Genomic DNA, 17,914 nt, shown 5'->3' with positions numbered 1-17,914 from the left:
AAGATACACGAATAACAGAAATGGGGTTTTATCGTGAAGTTTGGATGTGTTATTCCTGCGCGTTATGGTTCTACAAGATTACCGGGCAAACCATTAGCTGATATTGCAGGTAAACCTATGATTGAACGGGTTTATGCAAGGGTATCACAAGCTACAAAGACAGTATGTACAATTGTAGCCACTGATGATAACCGCGTATATTCTGCAGTACAACAGTTTGGGGGAACTGTTATGATGACAGATCCTAATCACCCTACAGGGACGGATCGATTAGCAGAGGTTGCGAGTCATTATACAGACTTGGATGTTGTTATCAATGTCCAAGGTGATGAACCGATGATTGATCCAAATCTTATTGATGACTTGGCACGTCTATTTGAGGAAGATCCAAACTTGCAGATGGCCACAGTAGCTACTCCTTTATTAGAGGAAGAGTACGAGGAGCCATCAGCGGTAAAGGTCATTTTAAATAATCGTAATGATGCGATGTATTTTTCTAGATCTTTAATCCCATATCCTCGCCATGATTTTGTGCGTCCGCCACTAAAACATATTGGCATCTATGCATATCGTAGAGAGTTTTTATTAAACTACGCTAAGATGGAGCCAACTCCGGCGGAGCGAACAGAATCTCTAGAACAATTACGTGCTCTAGAGAACGGTTATACAATTCGTGTTATTTTGACAAATAAACGATTTATCGGTGTTGATACACCTGAAGACTTAGCTCGTGTTAATGCAATTTACGAGCAAGAGGAGAAATAAATGAAAACAGTTCAAATTAAAGATATTACTGTGGGTGGCGGCAAGGGTTTATTTGTCCTTGCAGGTCCATGTGTTATTGAGGACTATGACCGCACATTAGCTATCGGTAAACGAGCAAAAGAGATATGCGAACGTTTAGGTGTTCCCTATATCTTTAAAGCTTCCTTTGATAAAGCTAATCGCTCTAGCTTTAGTTCCTTCCGTGGACCAGGTCTTGAGGAAGGGTTAAAAATGCTTGCTTCTATTAAGAAGGAACTCAATGTGCCCGTTGTCAGTGACATTCACTCTATCGAGCAAATTGAACCTGCAGCTGAAGTATTAGATATTCTACAAATTCCAGCTTTTTTATGCCGTCAAACTGATCTTGTTTACGGCGCTGCTAAAACTGGTAAATGCGTAAATGTTAAAAAAGGTCAATTCATGGCTCCTAAGGACATGGAAAATGTTCTTAATAAAATGAAAGAAACAGGTAATGAAAATCTTATGCTTACCGAACGTGGTTTTAGCTTTGGTTATAATAATCTCGTAGTTGACATGAGATCCTTCCCAATTATGCGTTCTTTCGACTATCCAGTAATCTTTGATGCTACTCATAGCGTTCAATTACCAGGTGGTGCAGGGACTAAATCTAGTGGTAACCGTGAATTTGTACCAAATTTGGCACGTGCGGCTGTGGCTAGTGGCGTAGATGGGTTATTCTTTGAAGTACACGATAATCCTGAGGAAGCATTGTCTGATGGTCCTAATATGTTGTATTTAGATCAATTTGAAGCTGTGCTTCGTGATTTAGTAGCTATTGATAAAATCGTAAAAGGTTAGGGGCGGTATTTGTGACTATTTTAGAACAAGCGGCACAGGTGCTTCATGAGGAAGCTCGTGCTATTGAAGAATTAAGTTCTCGTTTGGATCACAATTTTGTAAATGCTGTAAATATGATTTTGGCTTGTAAGGGCCGTGTAGTATGTACAGGAATGGGGAAATCTGGTCATATTGGTCGTAAAATTGCGGCTACCTTGGCTAGTACAGGGACACCGGCACTTTTTATGCATCCTGGTGAAGGCGTGCATGGTGATCTTGGTATGATTACTGAAGATGATGTAGTGTTAGCATTTTCTAATAGTGGTGAAACAGGAGAAATCATTAGTATTTTGCCGTCTCTGCGCCGCATAGGAGCTAAATTAATCTGTGTTGTAGGGAAACCAGAGTCTACATTAGCAAAAAATTCTGATATTGTATTGTTGGCAGAGGTAGAACGAGAAGCTTGTCCATTGGGTTTAGCACCTACTACAAGTACTACTGTTGCTCTAGCACTAGGTGATGCATTAGCAGTATGTTTATTGGAACGCCATCATTTTACTCCAGAAAACTTTGCTGTATTCCATCCAGGTGGTTCCTTAGGTCGCAAATTATTGTTGACTGTAGAAAATATCATGCATGGTGGCGATGATAATCCAACAGTATTTAGAGGGGCTACCGTTCGTGATGCACTCTTTGTAATGACAGAAAAAGGGTTAGGTGCTACAAATGTTATTGATGAAGAAGGACATTTGTTAGGTCTAGTGACTGATGGTGATGTTCGACGTGGACTTGATTCTGGCAGCAATTTTTTAGAATGGCCCGTAGAGGATATGATGACGTCTATGCCGCGTACGATTACAAAGGATAAATTGGCCGCAGAAGCGCTTCATTTGATGGAGAAAAATCAACCTCGCCCTATCACCGTATTACCTGTGGTTGATACTAATAATGTATGTCTTGGCATTGTTCACATTACGGATTTATTGCGTAGAGGCATTGTATAATGAATATTCAATGGATTGTTCTCGATGTTGATGGAGTTTTATCAGATGGCACTCTAATTTATACATCGACTGGAGAAGAGCTCAAAGCCTTTTCTGTAAAAGATGGTTTAGGCTTGACTGCGGCTCGTAAATCAGGGATAAAGTTAGCAATTATTACGGCTCGTGTATCTCCTATGGTAGAGCGCCGTGCAAAGGAATTGCATTTTGATGAACTTCTTATGGGGCATGCTAATAAAACTGAAGTATTAAGAGCTCTTTGTAAAAAACATCAAATTGACTTAGCTTCGGTTGCTTACATGGGTGATGATCTTAATGATTTAGGAGCTCTTCAACTCGTAGGTTTGCCGATGGCACCAAATAATGCGGTATTAGAGGTTAAATCAATAGCTAAATTTATTTCTACCGTCAATGGTGGACATGGTGCTGTTAGAGAGGCTGTAGAATATATCCTGAAGAATCAAGGTTTATGGGATTCTGTTGTTGCAGATTATGCGCGAGAGGCCCATGCTCATGGACAATAAAGGAGGTGGGCAGAATGAATAACGAATGGCAATACCATTTAGTTAAAGGCATTAGTTGGCTTGTTTGTCGACTACCATACAAGCTCATTTTGCTCATAGGCGCTTGTTTAGGTCCTGTATATGGGCTAATAGCGAAGAAGCAAAAGCTTAGAGGCATAAATAATATTAAAATTGGCATGAATATGAACGATCAAGAGGCGGAACAATTAATTAATAAGTTGTTCAAAAATCTTGGTCGCAGTGTTATGGAAGTATTATACATGCCAAACCTGACGAAATCCTTTATCAATAAACACATAGAGATGCGTGGTGTTGAACATTTAGAAAAGGCCATTGCTGAAGATAAGGGAGTTATCGTTCTTACCGGCCATGTAGGCAACTGGGAATGGATGGGGGCTGCTATGGCGGCTCATGGATATCCTTCCACTACAATTGTTAAGAAACAACCTAATGCTCAATTCACACGCCTTATGAATGAATATCGTGAGATGGTGGGGCTTGACGTATTTGCTAGTGGTGGCAACGAAATCGTTTCTGCTGCTAAGGCTTTAAAAAAGAAAAAACTTCTTGGATTCTTAGCTGACCAAGATGGATATATAAATGGTTTACCAGTTCCGTTTTTGGGACAAGATTCATCAGCTGTTATGGGACCAGCAACATTTGCAAAGAAATTTGGCTCTCCTGTAGTACCTATTTTTGCATCTCGTAAGCCTGAAGGAGGACATATCGTTCATATCTTGCCGGCATTACATTATGAGGAAACTGGCGATGAAGATGTTGATATGTATCGTCTAACTGAAGCCTGTGTACGTGTTACGGAAGAATTTATTCGTGAACATCCAGATGAGTGGCTTTGGTTCCAACATCGTTGGATGACTAAGATGGATCAAATTATTGATTACGATAAGAAGATAGCTATACGGGAGAGAGCGCATGAAAAACAATAAAAAGTTAATTGCCATTGTGGTCGCTATAGTATTAGCTCTAATCGGTCTTATTGTATTTATTATGAAAGACTCTAATGAGGCTAATTCCACTCAAAATCAAAGTGGACAACTCGTTAATTTCCAAGGTGCGGACTTGCAAGAGGAAAAGGATGGCAAGTTAGTATGGGCATTATCGGCTGAGAAGATTGAATATGACCCGCGTACAAAAGCTATCGTTCTGACCAATTTGAAAGGTCTGTTCTATCAAGATGATGTGACTACTACGATTACAGCTCCTCATGCTGTACTGACGGGTGATCGAAACTCTCTTGATATTGATCAAGGCGTTACTGCTACCAATACGGAAGGTGCAGAATTTAAAACTGAGGCCCTTCATTTTGATAACAAAACGAAAACATTGACATCTAAAACGGCTTTCACTTATAACAGTAAGGATGTAACCCTCACAGGTGACAAGCTTGAGGGCAATATGTCTTTAAAAATTATTAAAGCCATTGGACATGCGAAATTAACAAAGAAGTAATTGAGAGGAAATATGATGAATAAGAAAAAACAGATTGGTATGGCTATATTAGCTGTACTCATGACCGCATCTGTTACAGTTTGGGCTGCAAATGATCCGTTGACTATCAGCGCTGATACATTGTCTTATGATGGCAATTCAGGTCGTGCAGATGCAACAGGTAATGTTGTTATTACCCAAGCGGATAAAACTATGACTGGTGCCAAGGGTTGGTACAATACAAAAACTCAAGAAGCAAATCTTGATGGTGGTGTATCTATGATTGGTTCTGATATGGCCATGTCTGCTCAAGCGGTTCACAGTTACAATAATAATAAATTCACTGCTAATGGTAGCGTTCATTTACAACGTGCTGATCGCCAAATCTTTGGCGACAGTGTTGAGTATAGTACTGACTCTGAATACGGTCTTGTTACAGGCAATGCCCGTTTGATTGCTGAAGGGACAACCTTAACCGGTGATAAGGTAGAAGGATGGATGAAGGAAGTTCGTGCTGTAGCGCAAGGTAATGTTACCTTCTCTAATCCTGAACGAAACGTGTCTGGTTCTGCTGACCGAGCTACATATACACAAACGCCAAACCAAAATGATGGAGTGGTACTCTTATCGGGTTCTGCGCATGCCGTTCAAAATGGTAATGTACTGAATGCACCGGAACTGAAAATTCGTTTAGCTGATGATTCTGCTGAAACATTAGGTGGACGTAGTACACTCGTCATTGTTCCGAATAAATAAGGATAATATATGTATATAGAAACCAAAAACTTAGTTAAAACCTTTAGCGGACGCAATGTGGTAGATGGTGTAAGTCTACGCGTTGATAAAGGCCAAGTTGTAGGTCTATTAGGGCCTAATGGGGCCGGTAAAACTACGTCATTTTATATGATTGTAGGCATTGAAAGACCAAGTTCTGGTATCATTACCGTTGATGGCAAGGATATAACAAATATTCCTATGTATAAGCGGGCGGCTGAAGGGATTGGATACTTACCGCAAGAGGCATCAATCTTTCGTTCCATGTCTGTAGAGGACAATATTCGTGCCATGCTACAGATTACGGCAAAAAAGCCTGATGAGATTGAAGCTATTGTGGAATCATTAATTGAAGAATTTCATATTGGACATGTCCGTGATCGTATGGGGATGCAATTATCTGGTGGTGAACGACGTCGAGTAGAAATTGCGCGTTGCCTTGCCTTAGAACCTAATTTCATTCTTCTTGATGAACCTTTTGCAGGTGTTGACCCAATTGCGGTTGCTGACATTCAACAAATTATCTTACACGTCAAGAATCGAGGTATTGGTATCTTGATTACAGACCATAATGTTCGTGAAACATTGGGGATTGTAGATAAGGCATATATTTTGAGTAGTGGTAAAATCCTCCTAGAGGGTACCCCTGATGAAATCGCGAATGACCCAATTGCTCGTGAACATTATTTAGGGGATAACTTTAAATTATAGGAGGGGCTATGCGATTATTAGATAGATATATTTTAAAAGCCTTTGTAGGCCCATTCCTATTTGGGGTATTTGCTTTTACTAGTATTTTTATTGGTACAGGCACATTATTTAGGATTGCTCAATATATTACTGAATATGGGGCGCCATTGTTGCTTGTTATGCAAGCATTTGTCTTGGCTTTACCAAGTATTGTTATCTTGACATTCCCAATGTCGGTTTTATTGGCTTCTCTTATGACCTTTAGTCGTTTGAGTAGCACTAGTGAAATCGTTGTTATGCGTGCTGGTGGTCTAAGCTTTTTACGCTTGGCCATGCCCGTATATATCATTGCCCTCATCATTTCCATTGGGGCTGTAGCATTTAATGAATTTGTTGTGCCTCGTACAAATCATATGTATCAAACGATTGTGCGCGAACAAATCATGAAAAATGCATCACCTCAAACACAAAATCATATTGTGTTAAAAACGATGAATGGTGATGAGCTAGGCACATTGATGTATGCTAAGAGCTATGATGCTGAAACCAAACAGTTGTCCATGATTACGGTTCAACAATTTGGGGAAGGTGGCAAGTTACAACAAGTTGAAAATGCTGATACGGCCATCTGGAATGGTCAATACTGGGTGATGCAAAATGGTATCATCTACGATTTATCAGCTGGTAATGGTGTAGAACGTACTATGAAATTTAAGGAGCAATCCTTACCTATTAAGTCTGCCCCAAAAGATATTCAACAAGATCAACGTAAACCTGAGGAATTAACGATTAAGGAGTTACGTCATCAAATCAGAGCTTATAAGGCTGCTTATACTAATGCTAATAAACTTGAAATGGAAATGTACCAACGCTTTACAATTCCGTTGGCAAGTTTTGTATTTGCTCTCGTAGGTGCACCTTTAGGCCTTCAAAAGCAACGCTCTAGCTCATCTATCGGCTTTGGTATTAGTATTCTCATCATCTTTATTTATTATGGGGTGATGACCTTTGCTGGTGCTTTAGGGAAAGGTGGAGCATTGCCAACCTTATTGGCTGCATTAATACCGGATACATTAGGTATTATTGCAGGGCTGTATTTGAATTGGCGTGTATCGAAATAACAGATTGTATTCTTAGGAGAAAGGAGGGACATGATGTTAGTAGGTGTTAAAATCTTAATAATTATCGCTCTTATGGGTGGTCTCATTGCTTACATGGGGGATAAGCTAGGCACTAAAATTGGTAAACGTCGTATGTCCCTCTTTGGATTACGACCTAAGCACACATCTATTATAGTTACTATTGTGACAGGCCTTTTAGTTTCAGCAGCTACGGTTGGGGTATTAACCTTTACGTCTCAAAGTGTACGAACCGCATTGTTCGGTATGGATCAGTTGCGAGCTGATATGAAGCAGCTGAATAATGAGGTTGCTGCAAAGACGCAAGAACTGATTCGTGGGCAGGCTTTGTTAGAACAAAATAAACAAGAGCTTGAAGAACGGATGGCTGAGATTGAACAAATTCGCCGTGAAGTAGAGGCTACAAAAGCTGAATTGGCGAGTGCACAAGCTGCTAAAGACGCAACAGAAGCCGAATTGGCATCTTTACAAGCCTCTTATGCTGAGGTGTCTCAAAAGGTAGCTGAGCTTGAAGCAACACGTGCTAAGATGGAAGCGCATATTAAGAATCTACAAAATACACAAGAACAATTGCAGAATGGCATCATTCATTTACGGGAAGGAACCATTCTCTTCCAAGTAGATCAGTTATTAGCACAAGCTGTTGTACGACCTGGTTTAAGTGAAGAAGATAGTAATAATGCTATTAAACATATTATCGATGATACAAATAAACTTGTTTTACGTCGCTTAGGTATAGAAGATAATGGTCAATCCGTTGTGTATGTAGATCGACAAAATGTTGAGGTAGCTACTCAAAAGCTAATCAATTCCAAGACTCCTATGGTGGTTCAAGTTGTGGCAGCCGGAAATATTATTTCAGGTGAACCTGCAGTTGCAGTTATTCAAGTATATCCACAACAATTTATCTATAAAAATGGAGAGGTAATTCACTCTACAGTAATTGATGGGGGTACTAATGCTCAATCGTCTATGCTTCAATTCTTGAAACAAGTAAATGAACGTGCTAAGGCAAAGGGGATTATTCCTGATTCCTTATCAGGTGATATTGGAACGATACCTGGTGATGATTTGTTTACAGCCATTAAAAGAATAAGTACTATGCGTGGCAAGGTTCATGTGGAAGCTTATACTGATGGCGACACATATTCATCTGGTCCTGTTCACCTCAAGTTGCGTATTACTCAAATGCCAGATTTCAATGATAAGGCAAAAATGTAAACTAATTAATATGATGAAGGTATGCTGTTTTCATACATTATAAAAGAAGGTCTTATGTAATTTTCAACATAAGACCTTCTTTTTATGTTAAAATATAACTACTGTACTTACAAAGGGGATAATCAAATGACTGAAAATACATATATTTTAGCAGTGGATCCAGGAAATGAGAAAACTGGCGTAGCTATACTTTCACCTTCCGGTGAGATGATATGCCGTAAAATTATTTCTTCAAATACTTTCAATAAAGATATTGAGCGTATTTTAACTGAATATTATGGTATTGTTCATATTGTTTGTGGAAATGGTACAAATCATAAACACTTGTATCCTTCTCTTCAACAAATTGGACGTAATCATAAAATTACAACTAGTTTAATCGACGAATCTCACAGTACAGAGGAAGCCCGTAAATTATATTGGCAATATAATCCTCCTACAGGGTGGCGTAAGATTATTCCTACATCTATGCAATTTCCACCAGAACCTGTAGATGATTTGACGGCTCTCGTTATTGGCTTACGCTATACGAAGCAATTAGCTCAGAACGAAGCGGCAATCAAAGAAGAAACTATGAATTCAAGTGAGTTAGAAGAGAAAAGATTACATGCTATGGAGCAGTTATACGGAAAAGGAGATAATCATGACGAATGAAACTTCAATGCGTAACTGGTCAAACCTTATTATGCGTTGTGTAATGATGATTCTAGGTGCCTTAATATATACGGTAGGGTTAGATTTATTTTTAGTACCCAATAGTATCATTGACGGTGGGGTAGTTGGTATATCTTTGATGGCTGCAGAGCTTTCTGGAATTTCCTTTAGTATTTTCGTCGTACTCTTTAACTTGCCTTTCTTATATCTTGGTTATAGAGCTAACGGCAAAAATTTTACATTTTCTACACTCTTCTCTATCGTATGGATGGCTATTTTTTCAACCTTTGCACATGATTTTACACCAATTACATCGGATCCGTTTTTGGGGGCTATTTTTGGTGGTATCATCTTAGGTATTGGTGTAGGTTTGATTATACGTAATGGTGGTTCTTTGGATGGTTCTGAAATCGTAGCGATTATATTTGATAAACGCTCTACGTTTTCTGTCGGTGAAATCGTAATGGCCTTGAATCTTATTATTCTCGGTGCTGCAGGGTTTGTATATAGTTGGAATAGTGCTATGTACTCATTAATTGCTTATTTTATTGCCTATAAGATGATTGATATTACAATTACAGGTCTTGATGAATCTAAAGGGGTATTGATTATTACAGATGCAGAGAACTCTAAGAATATTGCGGATGCATTAAATGCGAATCTCAATCGTGGTGTTACTATTATGTATGGTGAAGGTGGCTATTTAAAGCAACCGAAACATGTATTGTATTCGGTAGTGACAAGACTTGAGATTATGAGATTAAAAAATACTGTTTATGAAGTAGATCCATCGGCATTTATTACGATTCAAGATGTACATGATGTATTCGGTGGTAGATTTACAAAAAATGGTCATTAAGGGGTTAATATGAGTAATAAAATAGTAAAAGAAATATTAGATTGGATGTATGCTATTGTACTAGCGTTGATTATTGCTATGGTTATCCACATTTTCTTGATTCAACCAACACGTGTATCTGGTGAATCAATGGAGGATACATTACATAATGGTCAATATTTAATCGTAACAAAGTGGCATCACATTATGAATGAAATGCCAAATTATGGACAAATTGTTATTATTGATAGTCGTGTTAATCGTGTTCGTACATGGGTGGATGATGTAAAAGAGCCATTGATGAACTATGCATCTGTTTTCAATAAATCAGCTCAAACAAATGATGTATGGGTAAAACGTGTAATAGGTAGACCTGGTGATGTACTAGAGTTTAAAGATGGGTATGTATGGCGTAACGGAGAGAAATTACAAGAGCCATATACAAAAGATACAAAAATGAATTATACTCGTTCTACACCTGTAACAGTTCCTGAAGGTCATGTATTTGTGATGGGGGATAATCGCAATCATTCTAGTGATAGTCGTTTTATCGGCCCAGTTCCTGTTGATCATATTCTAGGATTTGTTTCTTACGCAATTTAATAATCGTGAAAGCCTATCTACGATAAATTTCATCGTAGATAGGTTTTTTATAAGTTAAGAAGGATTAAGTTATGTTGTATCTTGTGAAATGTATACTAAATAAAATTTAGCAAGATGGCTAGGTCGAATCTAAATATATCACTTATCAATTATCAATCTTATAGAAAATAAACAATTCAAACAAATGAATTAATATAAGTTATAAATATATCTAAATTTAATAAGTGATAATTATTAAATTTGTAGCTGTAGATAATAAAATTATCTATTTTTTTAGACTATAAAATGAAATTTTGTAAAATTAAATTTTTAAAAATGCAGTAATAATCTATGTTTTCGGTATAATTTTTATTCATGAAAGAAATTTCATAAAATTTAGTTGTGTAAAATGCTTTACAAAGTTTTGGGGTGGTGGTATATTCACATCAACAGAAAGGCTACGCTACAAAGAAGTGGAGCTAAGATAGATAATTTAGTTGAGGAAACATGGACACTCCTAATACATCTTTCATAGTGATACTACTTATGTAGTGAACGTCTTCTGCAAATATAAATTCTTATTTATAAGAAAGAAGGAATTCATTATGAAAAAACAATTCGCAACAATGTTAGCAGCAACAGCAGTGTTAGGTGTAACAACAGCATTTGCTGCAAATCCATTCTCCGATGTAACTCCAGATAGTTGGGCATACCAAGCAGTATCCCAATTAGCACAATCTGGTATCGTTAATGGTTATCCAGATGGCACTTTCAAAGGCCAAAACAATATCACTCGTTATGAAATGGCTCAAATGGTAGCTAAAGCTATGGCTAACCAAGATCGTGCTAACGCTGAACAACAAGCTATGATTAACCGCTTGGCAGATGAGTTCTCTAACGAGTTGAACAACCTCGGCGTTCGAGTATCTCGCTTAGAAGACCGTGTAGGTAATGTAAAGGTAACTGGTGATGCTCGTATCCGTTACCAAGGTTCTGAAGACAAAGGTGTTTACAAAGCTAATAGTAAATCCTTAACTGACGGCCGTGCACGTGTACAATTCAATGCTAATGTAAATGATAAAACACAAGCAGTTGTTCGTGTAAAAGGTAATTACGAATTTGGTGACTCTACTAAAGGTTCTCAAGCAACAATCGATCGTGCTTACGTAGATCACAGATTTGGTAGCAACGTATCTGCTAAAGCTGGTCGTTTCCAACAAACAATTGGTGGCGGTTTGATGTACGATGATACATTTGATGGTGCACAATTGAACGTAGGTAATGATAAAGTTCAAGTACAAGGTGCGTATGGTTATATGATTGATGGTGCTGCTGATGGCAACTCCAAATCTGATAACCCATCTGTATCCTATGTAGGCTTAAAAGGTAAAGTTGGTAAAGAATCCTCCGTTGGTGGTTTCTATTCCAGATTATCTAGCGGCAACTTGAACCACAATGGTGTAACAGTTAATTCCGATAAACAAGATGTTTACGGTTTTAATGCGGACTTCCGTAAAAATAAATTGTGGGCTGGCGGTGAATGGTTGAAAGCTTCCAACGTAGATAATTCTCAAGCTTGGACAGCAGGTCTTGGCTATGGTAACTACGACATCGCTAAAAAAGGTACATGGGATGTGAAAGGTCAATACTTCAACCAAAAAGCTAATGCACCAATCGTAAGTTCCACTTGGGATCAAGCATATGATTTAACAAATACATCTAATGGTTACAAAGGTTACATGGCTAGCGTAGACTACGCAGTACAAGATAACGTAGGTTTATCCGCAGGTTATGGTTTCAACTCTAAAGACCAAAGCGGTAATGATCTTTCCGATTTCTATCGTGCAGAATTAAATTACAAATTCTAATTCCCTCACAAATAAAAAAAAGACTTCTTCGGAAGTCTTTTTTTTTGTTGCATAAAAGTATTATGAATTATTTTATATATAATAGTATATATATAGTAAAATGTTTTATAAATACATAATATTAAAAGTAATCGAATAATTTAGTGGTTATCAAGAATTATATCCCTTATATTGTAGGATATATTTATAAAATCTTTCTGTATAGAAAGATAAATTTCTTATTAATTATATATATATTAATAAGTTTAACTTAATGAAAAATATAATAAAAATTCTCAATTAATAGAAAAGAATATAAAATTAAATTTTTTTATGAAAAAAATTATATCCTATAAAACTAGATAAAATCTAACTTAGCAAGCATTTTAAGTTATAAAAACAAGATAATGAGAACACAATTGAGAAAAAAGGGTTTACACGAAAAAGTGGTTGTGCTAATATCACCGTACGAGAAGTAACAAACACATGAAACGAAGAACTTCGATGCAGAATGTGGCGAGGAAACGTGGACACTCCCAAAGATTCTTAATCTGAAGAACTGAGTAGAATGTGAATGTTATGACTTGTTACATTTTATTTTCTATTTTTTTCAGAAAGAAGGAATTCAACTATGAAAAAACAATTCGCAGCAATCTTTGCAGCAACAGCAGTATTGGGTGTAACTACTGCATTCGCAGCTAACCCATTCTCCGACGTAACTCCAGATTCTTGGGCATACCAAGCAGTTTCTCAATTGGCTAACGCTGGTGTTATCAATGGTTACCCAGATGGTACTTTCAAAGGCCAAAATAACATCACTCGTTACGAAATGGCTCAAATGGTAGCTAAAGCTATGGCTAACCAAGATCGCGCTAACGCTGAACAACAAGCTATGATCAACCGTTTGGCTGATGAATTCTCCAACGAATTGAATAACTTGGGCGTTCGTGTAGCTCGCTTGGAAGACCGCGTTGGTAACGTAAAAGTTACTGGTGATGCTCGTCTTCGTTACCGTGATGCTCAAGATGCTAAATCTAAATTCGACGCTCGTGCACGTGTACAATTTAACGCAAAAGTTAACGATCGTACAGATGCTGTAGTTCGTTTGACTTCTGGTAACTTCGAATTGGGTAACTCCACTACTGAAGGTAACGCAAATGCTACAATCGACCGCGCATATGTTAACCACAAATTTGGCGAACGCGTATCCTTGAAAGCTGGTCGTTTTAACCAAGTTATCGGTGGCGGTTTAGCATTTGATGGTACTTTCGATGGTGCTCAATTGAACGTTGGTAACGACAAAATTATGGCTCAAGCAGCTTACGGTTACATGGTATCCGGCGAAGCAGCTGGCTTGACTAAAGAACAAAACGTAACTAACACTTACCTTGGCTTAACTGGTAAAGTAGGTAAACACACTACAGTTGGTGGTTTCTATAATCGCGTAAACCAAGATTCTGATAATGATTACAAAAATATCTATGGTTTCAACGCTGATGCTAACTTCGACAAAGTTTGGGTTGGTGGCGAATGGCTGAGAGATTCCCATGTAGACAAATCTCAAGCTTGGACTGCAGGTCTTGGTTTTGGTAACTACGACATCAAAAAACAAGGTACTTGGGGTGTTTATGGTCAATACTTCAATGCAAAAGAAAATGCTCCAATCGTAGATACAACTTATAACCACTTGTATACTACAGATGCTAAAGGTTGGATGGCTTCCATTGACTACGCTTTACAAAACAACGTAGGCTTGTCCGCTAACTACGGCTTCAACTGGAAAGAACAAAACGGTGATAAATTAGATAACTTCTACCGTGCTGACCTTAACTACAAATTCTAATTTGATAGTTAATCATATGAAAGAGACTCCTTCGGGAGTCTCTTTTTTGTAGTTTGAAGATTAATATACACGGTGAACATCCTAGAGTATTATCAATTTAACATAGAGAGTAAGTAGGATATTCTTTTTTAGCAAATAAATATAATGATAATATAGTTTATAATTTTATTTTTTATATTAATAAATGAATGTTAATATAATTAGTTTTATTAATATAATGTTAGTCTTTTAAATCTGATAAAAAATTTCTTTTGTATAAAACTATAAAATGAAAAAATGTTCATGAAGTTAGATTTTTACTGCATTCATGAAATTTTTAAAATAGAGAGTATTCAGTAATAAGGCTGAATATAGGTGTTAAGGCTTTACATAGAAAAAAGGTTGTGATACTATCACCGTACAGGTCATGATACATACATGAAACGAAGATCTTCGATGTAGAGTATGGTGAGGAAACGTGGACACTCCTATACATTCTTAATCTGAAGAACGAGTAGAATGTGAATGTTATGACTTGTAACATTTTATTTTCTATTTTTTTCAGAAAGAAGGAATTCAACTATGAAAAAACAATTGGCAGCAATCTTTGCAGCAACAGCAGTATTGGGTGTAACTACAGCTTTCGCAGCTAACCCATTCTCCGACGTAACTCCAGATTCTTGGGCATACCAAGCAGTTTCTCAATTGGCAAACGCTGGTATCGTTAACGGTTATCCTGATGGTACTTTCAAAGGCCAAAACAACATCACTCGTTATGAAATGGCTCAAATGGTAGCTAAAGCTATGGCTAACCAAGACCGCGCTAACGCAGAACAACAAGCTATGATCAACCGTTTGGCTGATGAATTCTCTAACGAATTGAACAACTTGGGCGTTCGTGTAGCTCGCTTGGAAGACCGCGTTGGTAACGTAAAAGTTACTGGTGATGCTCGTCTTCGTTATAAAGATGCTGAACATGCTAAATCCAAATTCGACGCTCGTGCACGTGTACAATTCAACGCAAAAGTAAATGATCGCACTGATGCAGTAGTTCGTTTGACTTCTGGTAACTTCGAATTGGGTAACTCCACTACTGAAGGTAAAGCAAATGCTACAATCGATCGCGCATATGTTAACCATAAATTCGGTGAACGCGTATCCTTGAAAGCTGGCCGTTTCGGTCAAGTTGTTGGTGGTGGCTTAGCATTTGATGGTACTTTTGATGGTGCTCAATTCAATGCTGGTAATGACAAAGTTAATGCACAAGTAGCTTATGGTTACATGGTATCTGGCGATGCAGCTGGCTTGACTAAAGAGGAAAATGTTACTGATCTTATCGTAAATGTTAATGGTAAAGTTGGTAAACATGCTATGGTTGGTGGTTTCTATGACCGTATTAACCAAGATGATGATGTTAGAAACGTATATGGTTTCAATGCTGATGCTAACTTCGATAAAATTTGGGTTGGTGGCGAATGGTTGAAAGCTTCTAGCCTTGAAGAATCTCAAGCTTGGACAGCTGGCGTAGGTTATGGTAACTACGACATCAAAAAACAAGGTACTTGGGGCGTAAAAGGTCAATACTTCAACGCAAAAGAAAATGCTCCTATCATTGATACTACTTACAACCACATCTACACTACAGATGCTAAAGGTTGGATGGCAACTGTTGACTATGCATTGCAAAACAACGTAGGCTTAACAGCTAACTACGGTTTTGATTGGAAAGATCAAAACGGTAATGATAAAGCTGACTTCTACCGTGCAGACCTTAACTACAAATTCTAATTTGATAGTTACTCATACGAAAGAGACTCCTTCGGGGGTCTCTTTTTTGTGTTTAATATAAAATTATATGAGGCTTTTTATTATAGTGTCTCATTAATGCTGTCTACTCAATTAATATAGAATGATTTGTCGATAATAGAGGATTTTACATTTAATGAAATTTCCATGAGTAAACTTTCTTATCATTATTAGGGTTATTACCGCTTATTTCTATCTATAGTGCCACTATTAATGGTATAATAAAGAGTATTTAAAATTTCTATAAAGGCGACAAACATGAATTCTTCTTTTTCTCATATCAAAATGGTTGCCATCGATTGTGATGAAACTTTGGTGCGTAGCGATAATTCTATATCTGACTATACAGTAGATGTATTACATCGGTTGCAGCAAAAGGGTGTTGCTATTACGATTGCTACGGGGCGTATGTACCAAACGGCTAAGCCCATTGGTCAGGCGTTAAAGCTTGGTAATGTGCCGCTGATTTTATTTTCTGGTGGCCTCATTCAAGAATTAGAAACAGGATATAAGCTATTTGAACAGACTGTTTCTATTGTAGCCGTACGTCGTATTTATGAATTAGCAAAACAATATGATTGGCATATACAATCTTATGTGGATGATCATTTACTATGCCATCATAAGACGTGGCAGTCCGCTCTTTATGAAAAACAGACTGGTGCTACGGCAGAATTTTTAGGTGATAAGTTATATAGTTTAAACTCTGAACCGAATAAGCTAATTGCCATAGATACAGTAGAAGGAATTAACAGAATTATTGAAATTTTAACTCCTAGAGTTGGTGATATGGTGACTCTAGTTCGTAGCCAAAAAGACTTTTTAGAAATCGTTGCTCTTAATGTGTCAAAGGGGCGTGCTTTGACACAACTAGCTTTAGATAATCATATTAGTTTAGAACATATCGTTTCCTTTGGTAATGCAGAAAATGATATTTCTATGCTACGTAAAACAGGTTACTCTGTAGCTGTTGAAAACGCTACAGATCATGTAAAATCTGTGGCTCATACAATTTGTGGTCATCATAATGACGATGGAGTAGCCCATTGGATTGAAGATAATCTTTTATAATGGAGTAAAACTATGGAAGCATTTCGTTTGTTAATAGTTACAGGTATGTCAGGTGCCGGCAAAACTCAAGTATTGCAAGCTTTAGAAGATATGGGGTATTTATGTATTGATAATATTCCTCCTGTGCTGATCCCTAAATTAAGTGAAATTTGCCGACAAGGTGGAGAACGGACTAATCGCGTTGCTCTTGTTGTAGATATTCGGGGGGGCGAATTTTTTGAAGCTCTTTCTTCATCTTTAGATACATTAAAAGATATGAAGGTAGATTTTGAAATTGTATTTATGGATGCTACAGATGAGACTTTGATTCGTCGATATAAGGAAAGTCGACGGAGTCATCCATTGGCTCCTAATGGGCTAATTACAACAGGGCTAAAAAAAGAACGCCAAATTCTTAACTCTGTGCGCCATAAAGCAGATTTTATTATTGATACCACTAATATGAAAACAGCCAGCTTGAAAGAGTATTTAAAAACGCGCTTTGCTCAAGTTGATGAAGCTCATGGTATGGCTATTACTGTAGTGAGCTTTGGTTTTAAGTATGGTATTCCTCTCGATGCAGATATGGTATGGGATGTTCGTTTTCTACCTAATCCATTTTATATTCCTGAGTTTCGTCATAAAACAGGTCGTGTAAAAGCAGTGAATGAATATATTCATTCCTTTGAAGTAACAGAGGAATTTAAAAGACGTTACTTTGATACTATGGATTTTCTTGTGCCAAATTATGAACAAGAAGGAAAATCTCAATTTATTGTAGCAGTAGGCTGTACAGGTGGTATGCATAGATCTGTAGCTATGGCAGAGGCTCTATATTCCCACTTGTTAGAAAAAGGATATCGTGTCACTGTTGAACATAGAGATATGATGAAAAATAATGTAGAAGAAGATTATAATCCTCATGAAATTATAACACTTGATAACTAGATAGGG

At 37.5% G+C, this 17,914-nt stretch carries 18 protein-coding genes; all 18 read left to right on the top strand.

Translation table 11 applies throughout. The features are described from left to right. Positions 1-33: 33 nt before the first annotated feature. The 18 genes from kdsB (at position 34) to rapZ (ending at position 17,908) form a co-directional block, all read left to right on the top strand. Entirely contained in the window at positions 34-765 is a 732-nt protein-coding gene (kdsB, locus tag E7A03_RS07735; RefSeq protein ID WP_004698512.1) for a 3-deoxy-manno-octulosonate cytidylyltransferase, read from the top strand. Then, positions 766-1,584 (top strand): 3-deoxy-8-phosphooctulonate synthase, encoded by an 819-nt coding sequence (gene kdsA / locus E7A03_RS07730; protein WP_004698452.1) that lies wholly within the window; start codon positions 766-768, stop codon positions 1,582-1,584. 11 nt (positions 1,585-1,595) lie between these two features. After that, the gene (locus E7A03_RS07725; protein WP_058948513.1) at positions 1,596-2,567 is read left to right on the top strand and encodes a KpsF/GutQ family sugar-phosphate isomerase; all 972 of its coding nucleotides are present in this window, start codon (positions 1,596-1,598) and stop codon (positions 2,565-2,567) included. Then, the gene (locus E7A03_RS07720; RefSeq protein ID WP_004698460.1) at positions 2,567-3,088 is read left to right on the top strand and encodes a KdsC family phosphatase; all 522 of its coding nucleotides are present in this window, start codon (positions 2,567-2,569) and stop codon (positions 3,086-3,088) included. Before E7A03_RS07725 ends, E7A03_RS07720 begins: the two co-directional genes overlap by 1 nt. A 14-nt stretch (positions 3,089-3,102) precedes the next feature. Next, complete coding sequence (locus E7A03_RS07715; protein ID WP_004698446.1) at positions 3,103-4,035, top strand: lysophospholipid acyltransferase family protein; 933 nt, start codon at positions 3,103-3,105, stop codon at positions 4,033-4,035. Next, entirely contained in the window at positions 4,022-4,558 is a 537-nt protein-coding gene (gene lptC / locus E7A03_RS07710) for an LPS export ABC transporter periplasmic protein LptC (RefSeq protein WP_004698432.1), read from the top strand. The genes E7A03_RS07715 and lptC overlap by 14 nt, the downstream gene beginning before the upstream one ends. A gap of 12 nt (positions 4,559-4,570) precedes the next feature. Then, positions 4,571-5,293: an LptA/OstA family protein gene (locus tag E7A03_RS07705; protein WP_004698437.1), complete on the top strand. Its 723-nt coding sequence runs from the start codon at positions 4,571-4,573 to the stop codon at positions 5,291-5,293. Positions 5,294-5,302: 9 nt separating this feature from the next. After that, positions 5,303-6,022 carry an LPS export ABC transporter ATP-binding protein gene (gene lptB, locus E7A03_RS07700; protein WP_004695507.1) on the top strand — a complete coding sequence of 240 codons (720 nt, stop codon included), beginning with the start codon at positions 5,303-5,305 and terminating at the stop codon, positions 6,020-6,022. A gap of 8 nt (positions 6,023-6,030) precedes the next feature. Further along, a complete protein-coding gene (locus E7A03_RS07695; RefSeq protein ID WP_004698455.1) occupies positions 6,031-7,122 on the top strand; it encodes an LptF/LptG family permease in 1,092 nt (363 codons plus the stop codon). 33 nt (positions 7,123-7,155) lie between these two features. Further along, positions 7,156-8,361 (top strand): DUF3084 domain-containing protein, encoded by a 1,206-nt coding sequence (locus E7A03_RS07690; protein WP_004698447.1) that lies wholly within the window; start codon positions 7,156-7,158, stop codon positions 8,359-8,361. A 126-nt stretch (positions 8,362-8,487) separates the two neighbouring features. After that, positions 8,488-9,015: a RuvC family protein gene (locus tag E7A03_RS07685; protein ID WP_004698440.1), complete on the top strand. Its 528-nt coding sequence runs from the start codon at positions 8,488-8,490 to the stop codon at positions 9,013-9,015. After that, positions 9,005-9,874 (top strand): YitT family protein, encoded by an 870-nt coding sequence (locus E7A03_RS07680; protein ID WP_004698514.1) that lies wholly within the window; start codon positions 9,005-9,007, stop codon positions 9,872-9,874. Before E7A03_RS07685 ends, E7A03_RS07680 begins: the two co-directional genes overlap by 11 nt. Before the next feature lie 9 nt (positions 9,875-9,883). Beyond that, on the top strand, positions 9,884-10,456 hold the full coding sequence (lepB, locus tag E7A03_RS07675; protein ID WP_316057956.1) for a signal peptidase I: 573 nt from the start codon (positions 9,884-9,886) through the stop codon (positions 10,454-10,456). Positions 10,457-11,040: 584 nt separating this feature from the next. After that, complete coding sequence (locus E7A03_RS07670; protein ID WP_316073971.1) at positions 11,041-12,303, top strand: S-layer homology domain-containing protein; 1,263 nt, start codon at positions 11,041-11,043, stop codon at positions 12,301-12,303. A 610-nt stretch (positions 12,304-12,913) separates the two neighbouring features. Then, positions 12,914-14,125 (top strand): putative porin, encoded by a 1,212-nt coding sequence (locus E7A03_RS07665; protein ID WP_316073969.1) that lies wholly within the window; start codon positions 12,914-12,916, stop codon positions 14,123-14,125. Positions 14,126-14,686: 561 nt separating this feature from the next. Further along, positions 14,687-15,892, top strand: coding sequence for a putative porin (locus E7A03_RS07660; protein WP_316073968.1), 1,206 nt, complete (start codon positions 14,687-14,689; stop codon positions 15,890-15,892). A 276-nt stretch (positions 15,893-16,168) separates the two neighbouring features. Continuing rightward, on the top strand, positions 16,169-16,981 hold the full coding sequence (locus tag E7A03_RS07655) for an HAD family hydrolase (RefSeq protein ID WP_316073967.1): 813 nt from the start codon (positions 16,169-16,171) through the stop codon (positions 16,979-16,981). Between the two features lie 12 nt (positions 16,982-16,993). Continuing rightward, positions 16,994-17,908: an RNase adapter RapZ gene (gene rapZ, locus E7A03_RS07650; protein ID WP_021147899.1), complete on the top strand. Its 915-nt coding sequence runs from the start codon at positions 16,994-16,996 to the stop codon at positions 17,906-17,908. Positions 17,909-17,914 lie beyond the last annotated feature (6 nt).

The sequence above is a fragment of the Veillonella parvula genome, assembly GCF_032472435.1.
GTDB classification, from domain to species: domain Bacteria; phylum Bacillota; class Negativicutes; order Veillonellales; family Veillonellaceae; genus Veillonella; species Veillonella parvula_N.
This window is presented reverse-complemented; position numbering and strand designations above follow the sequence as displayed.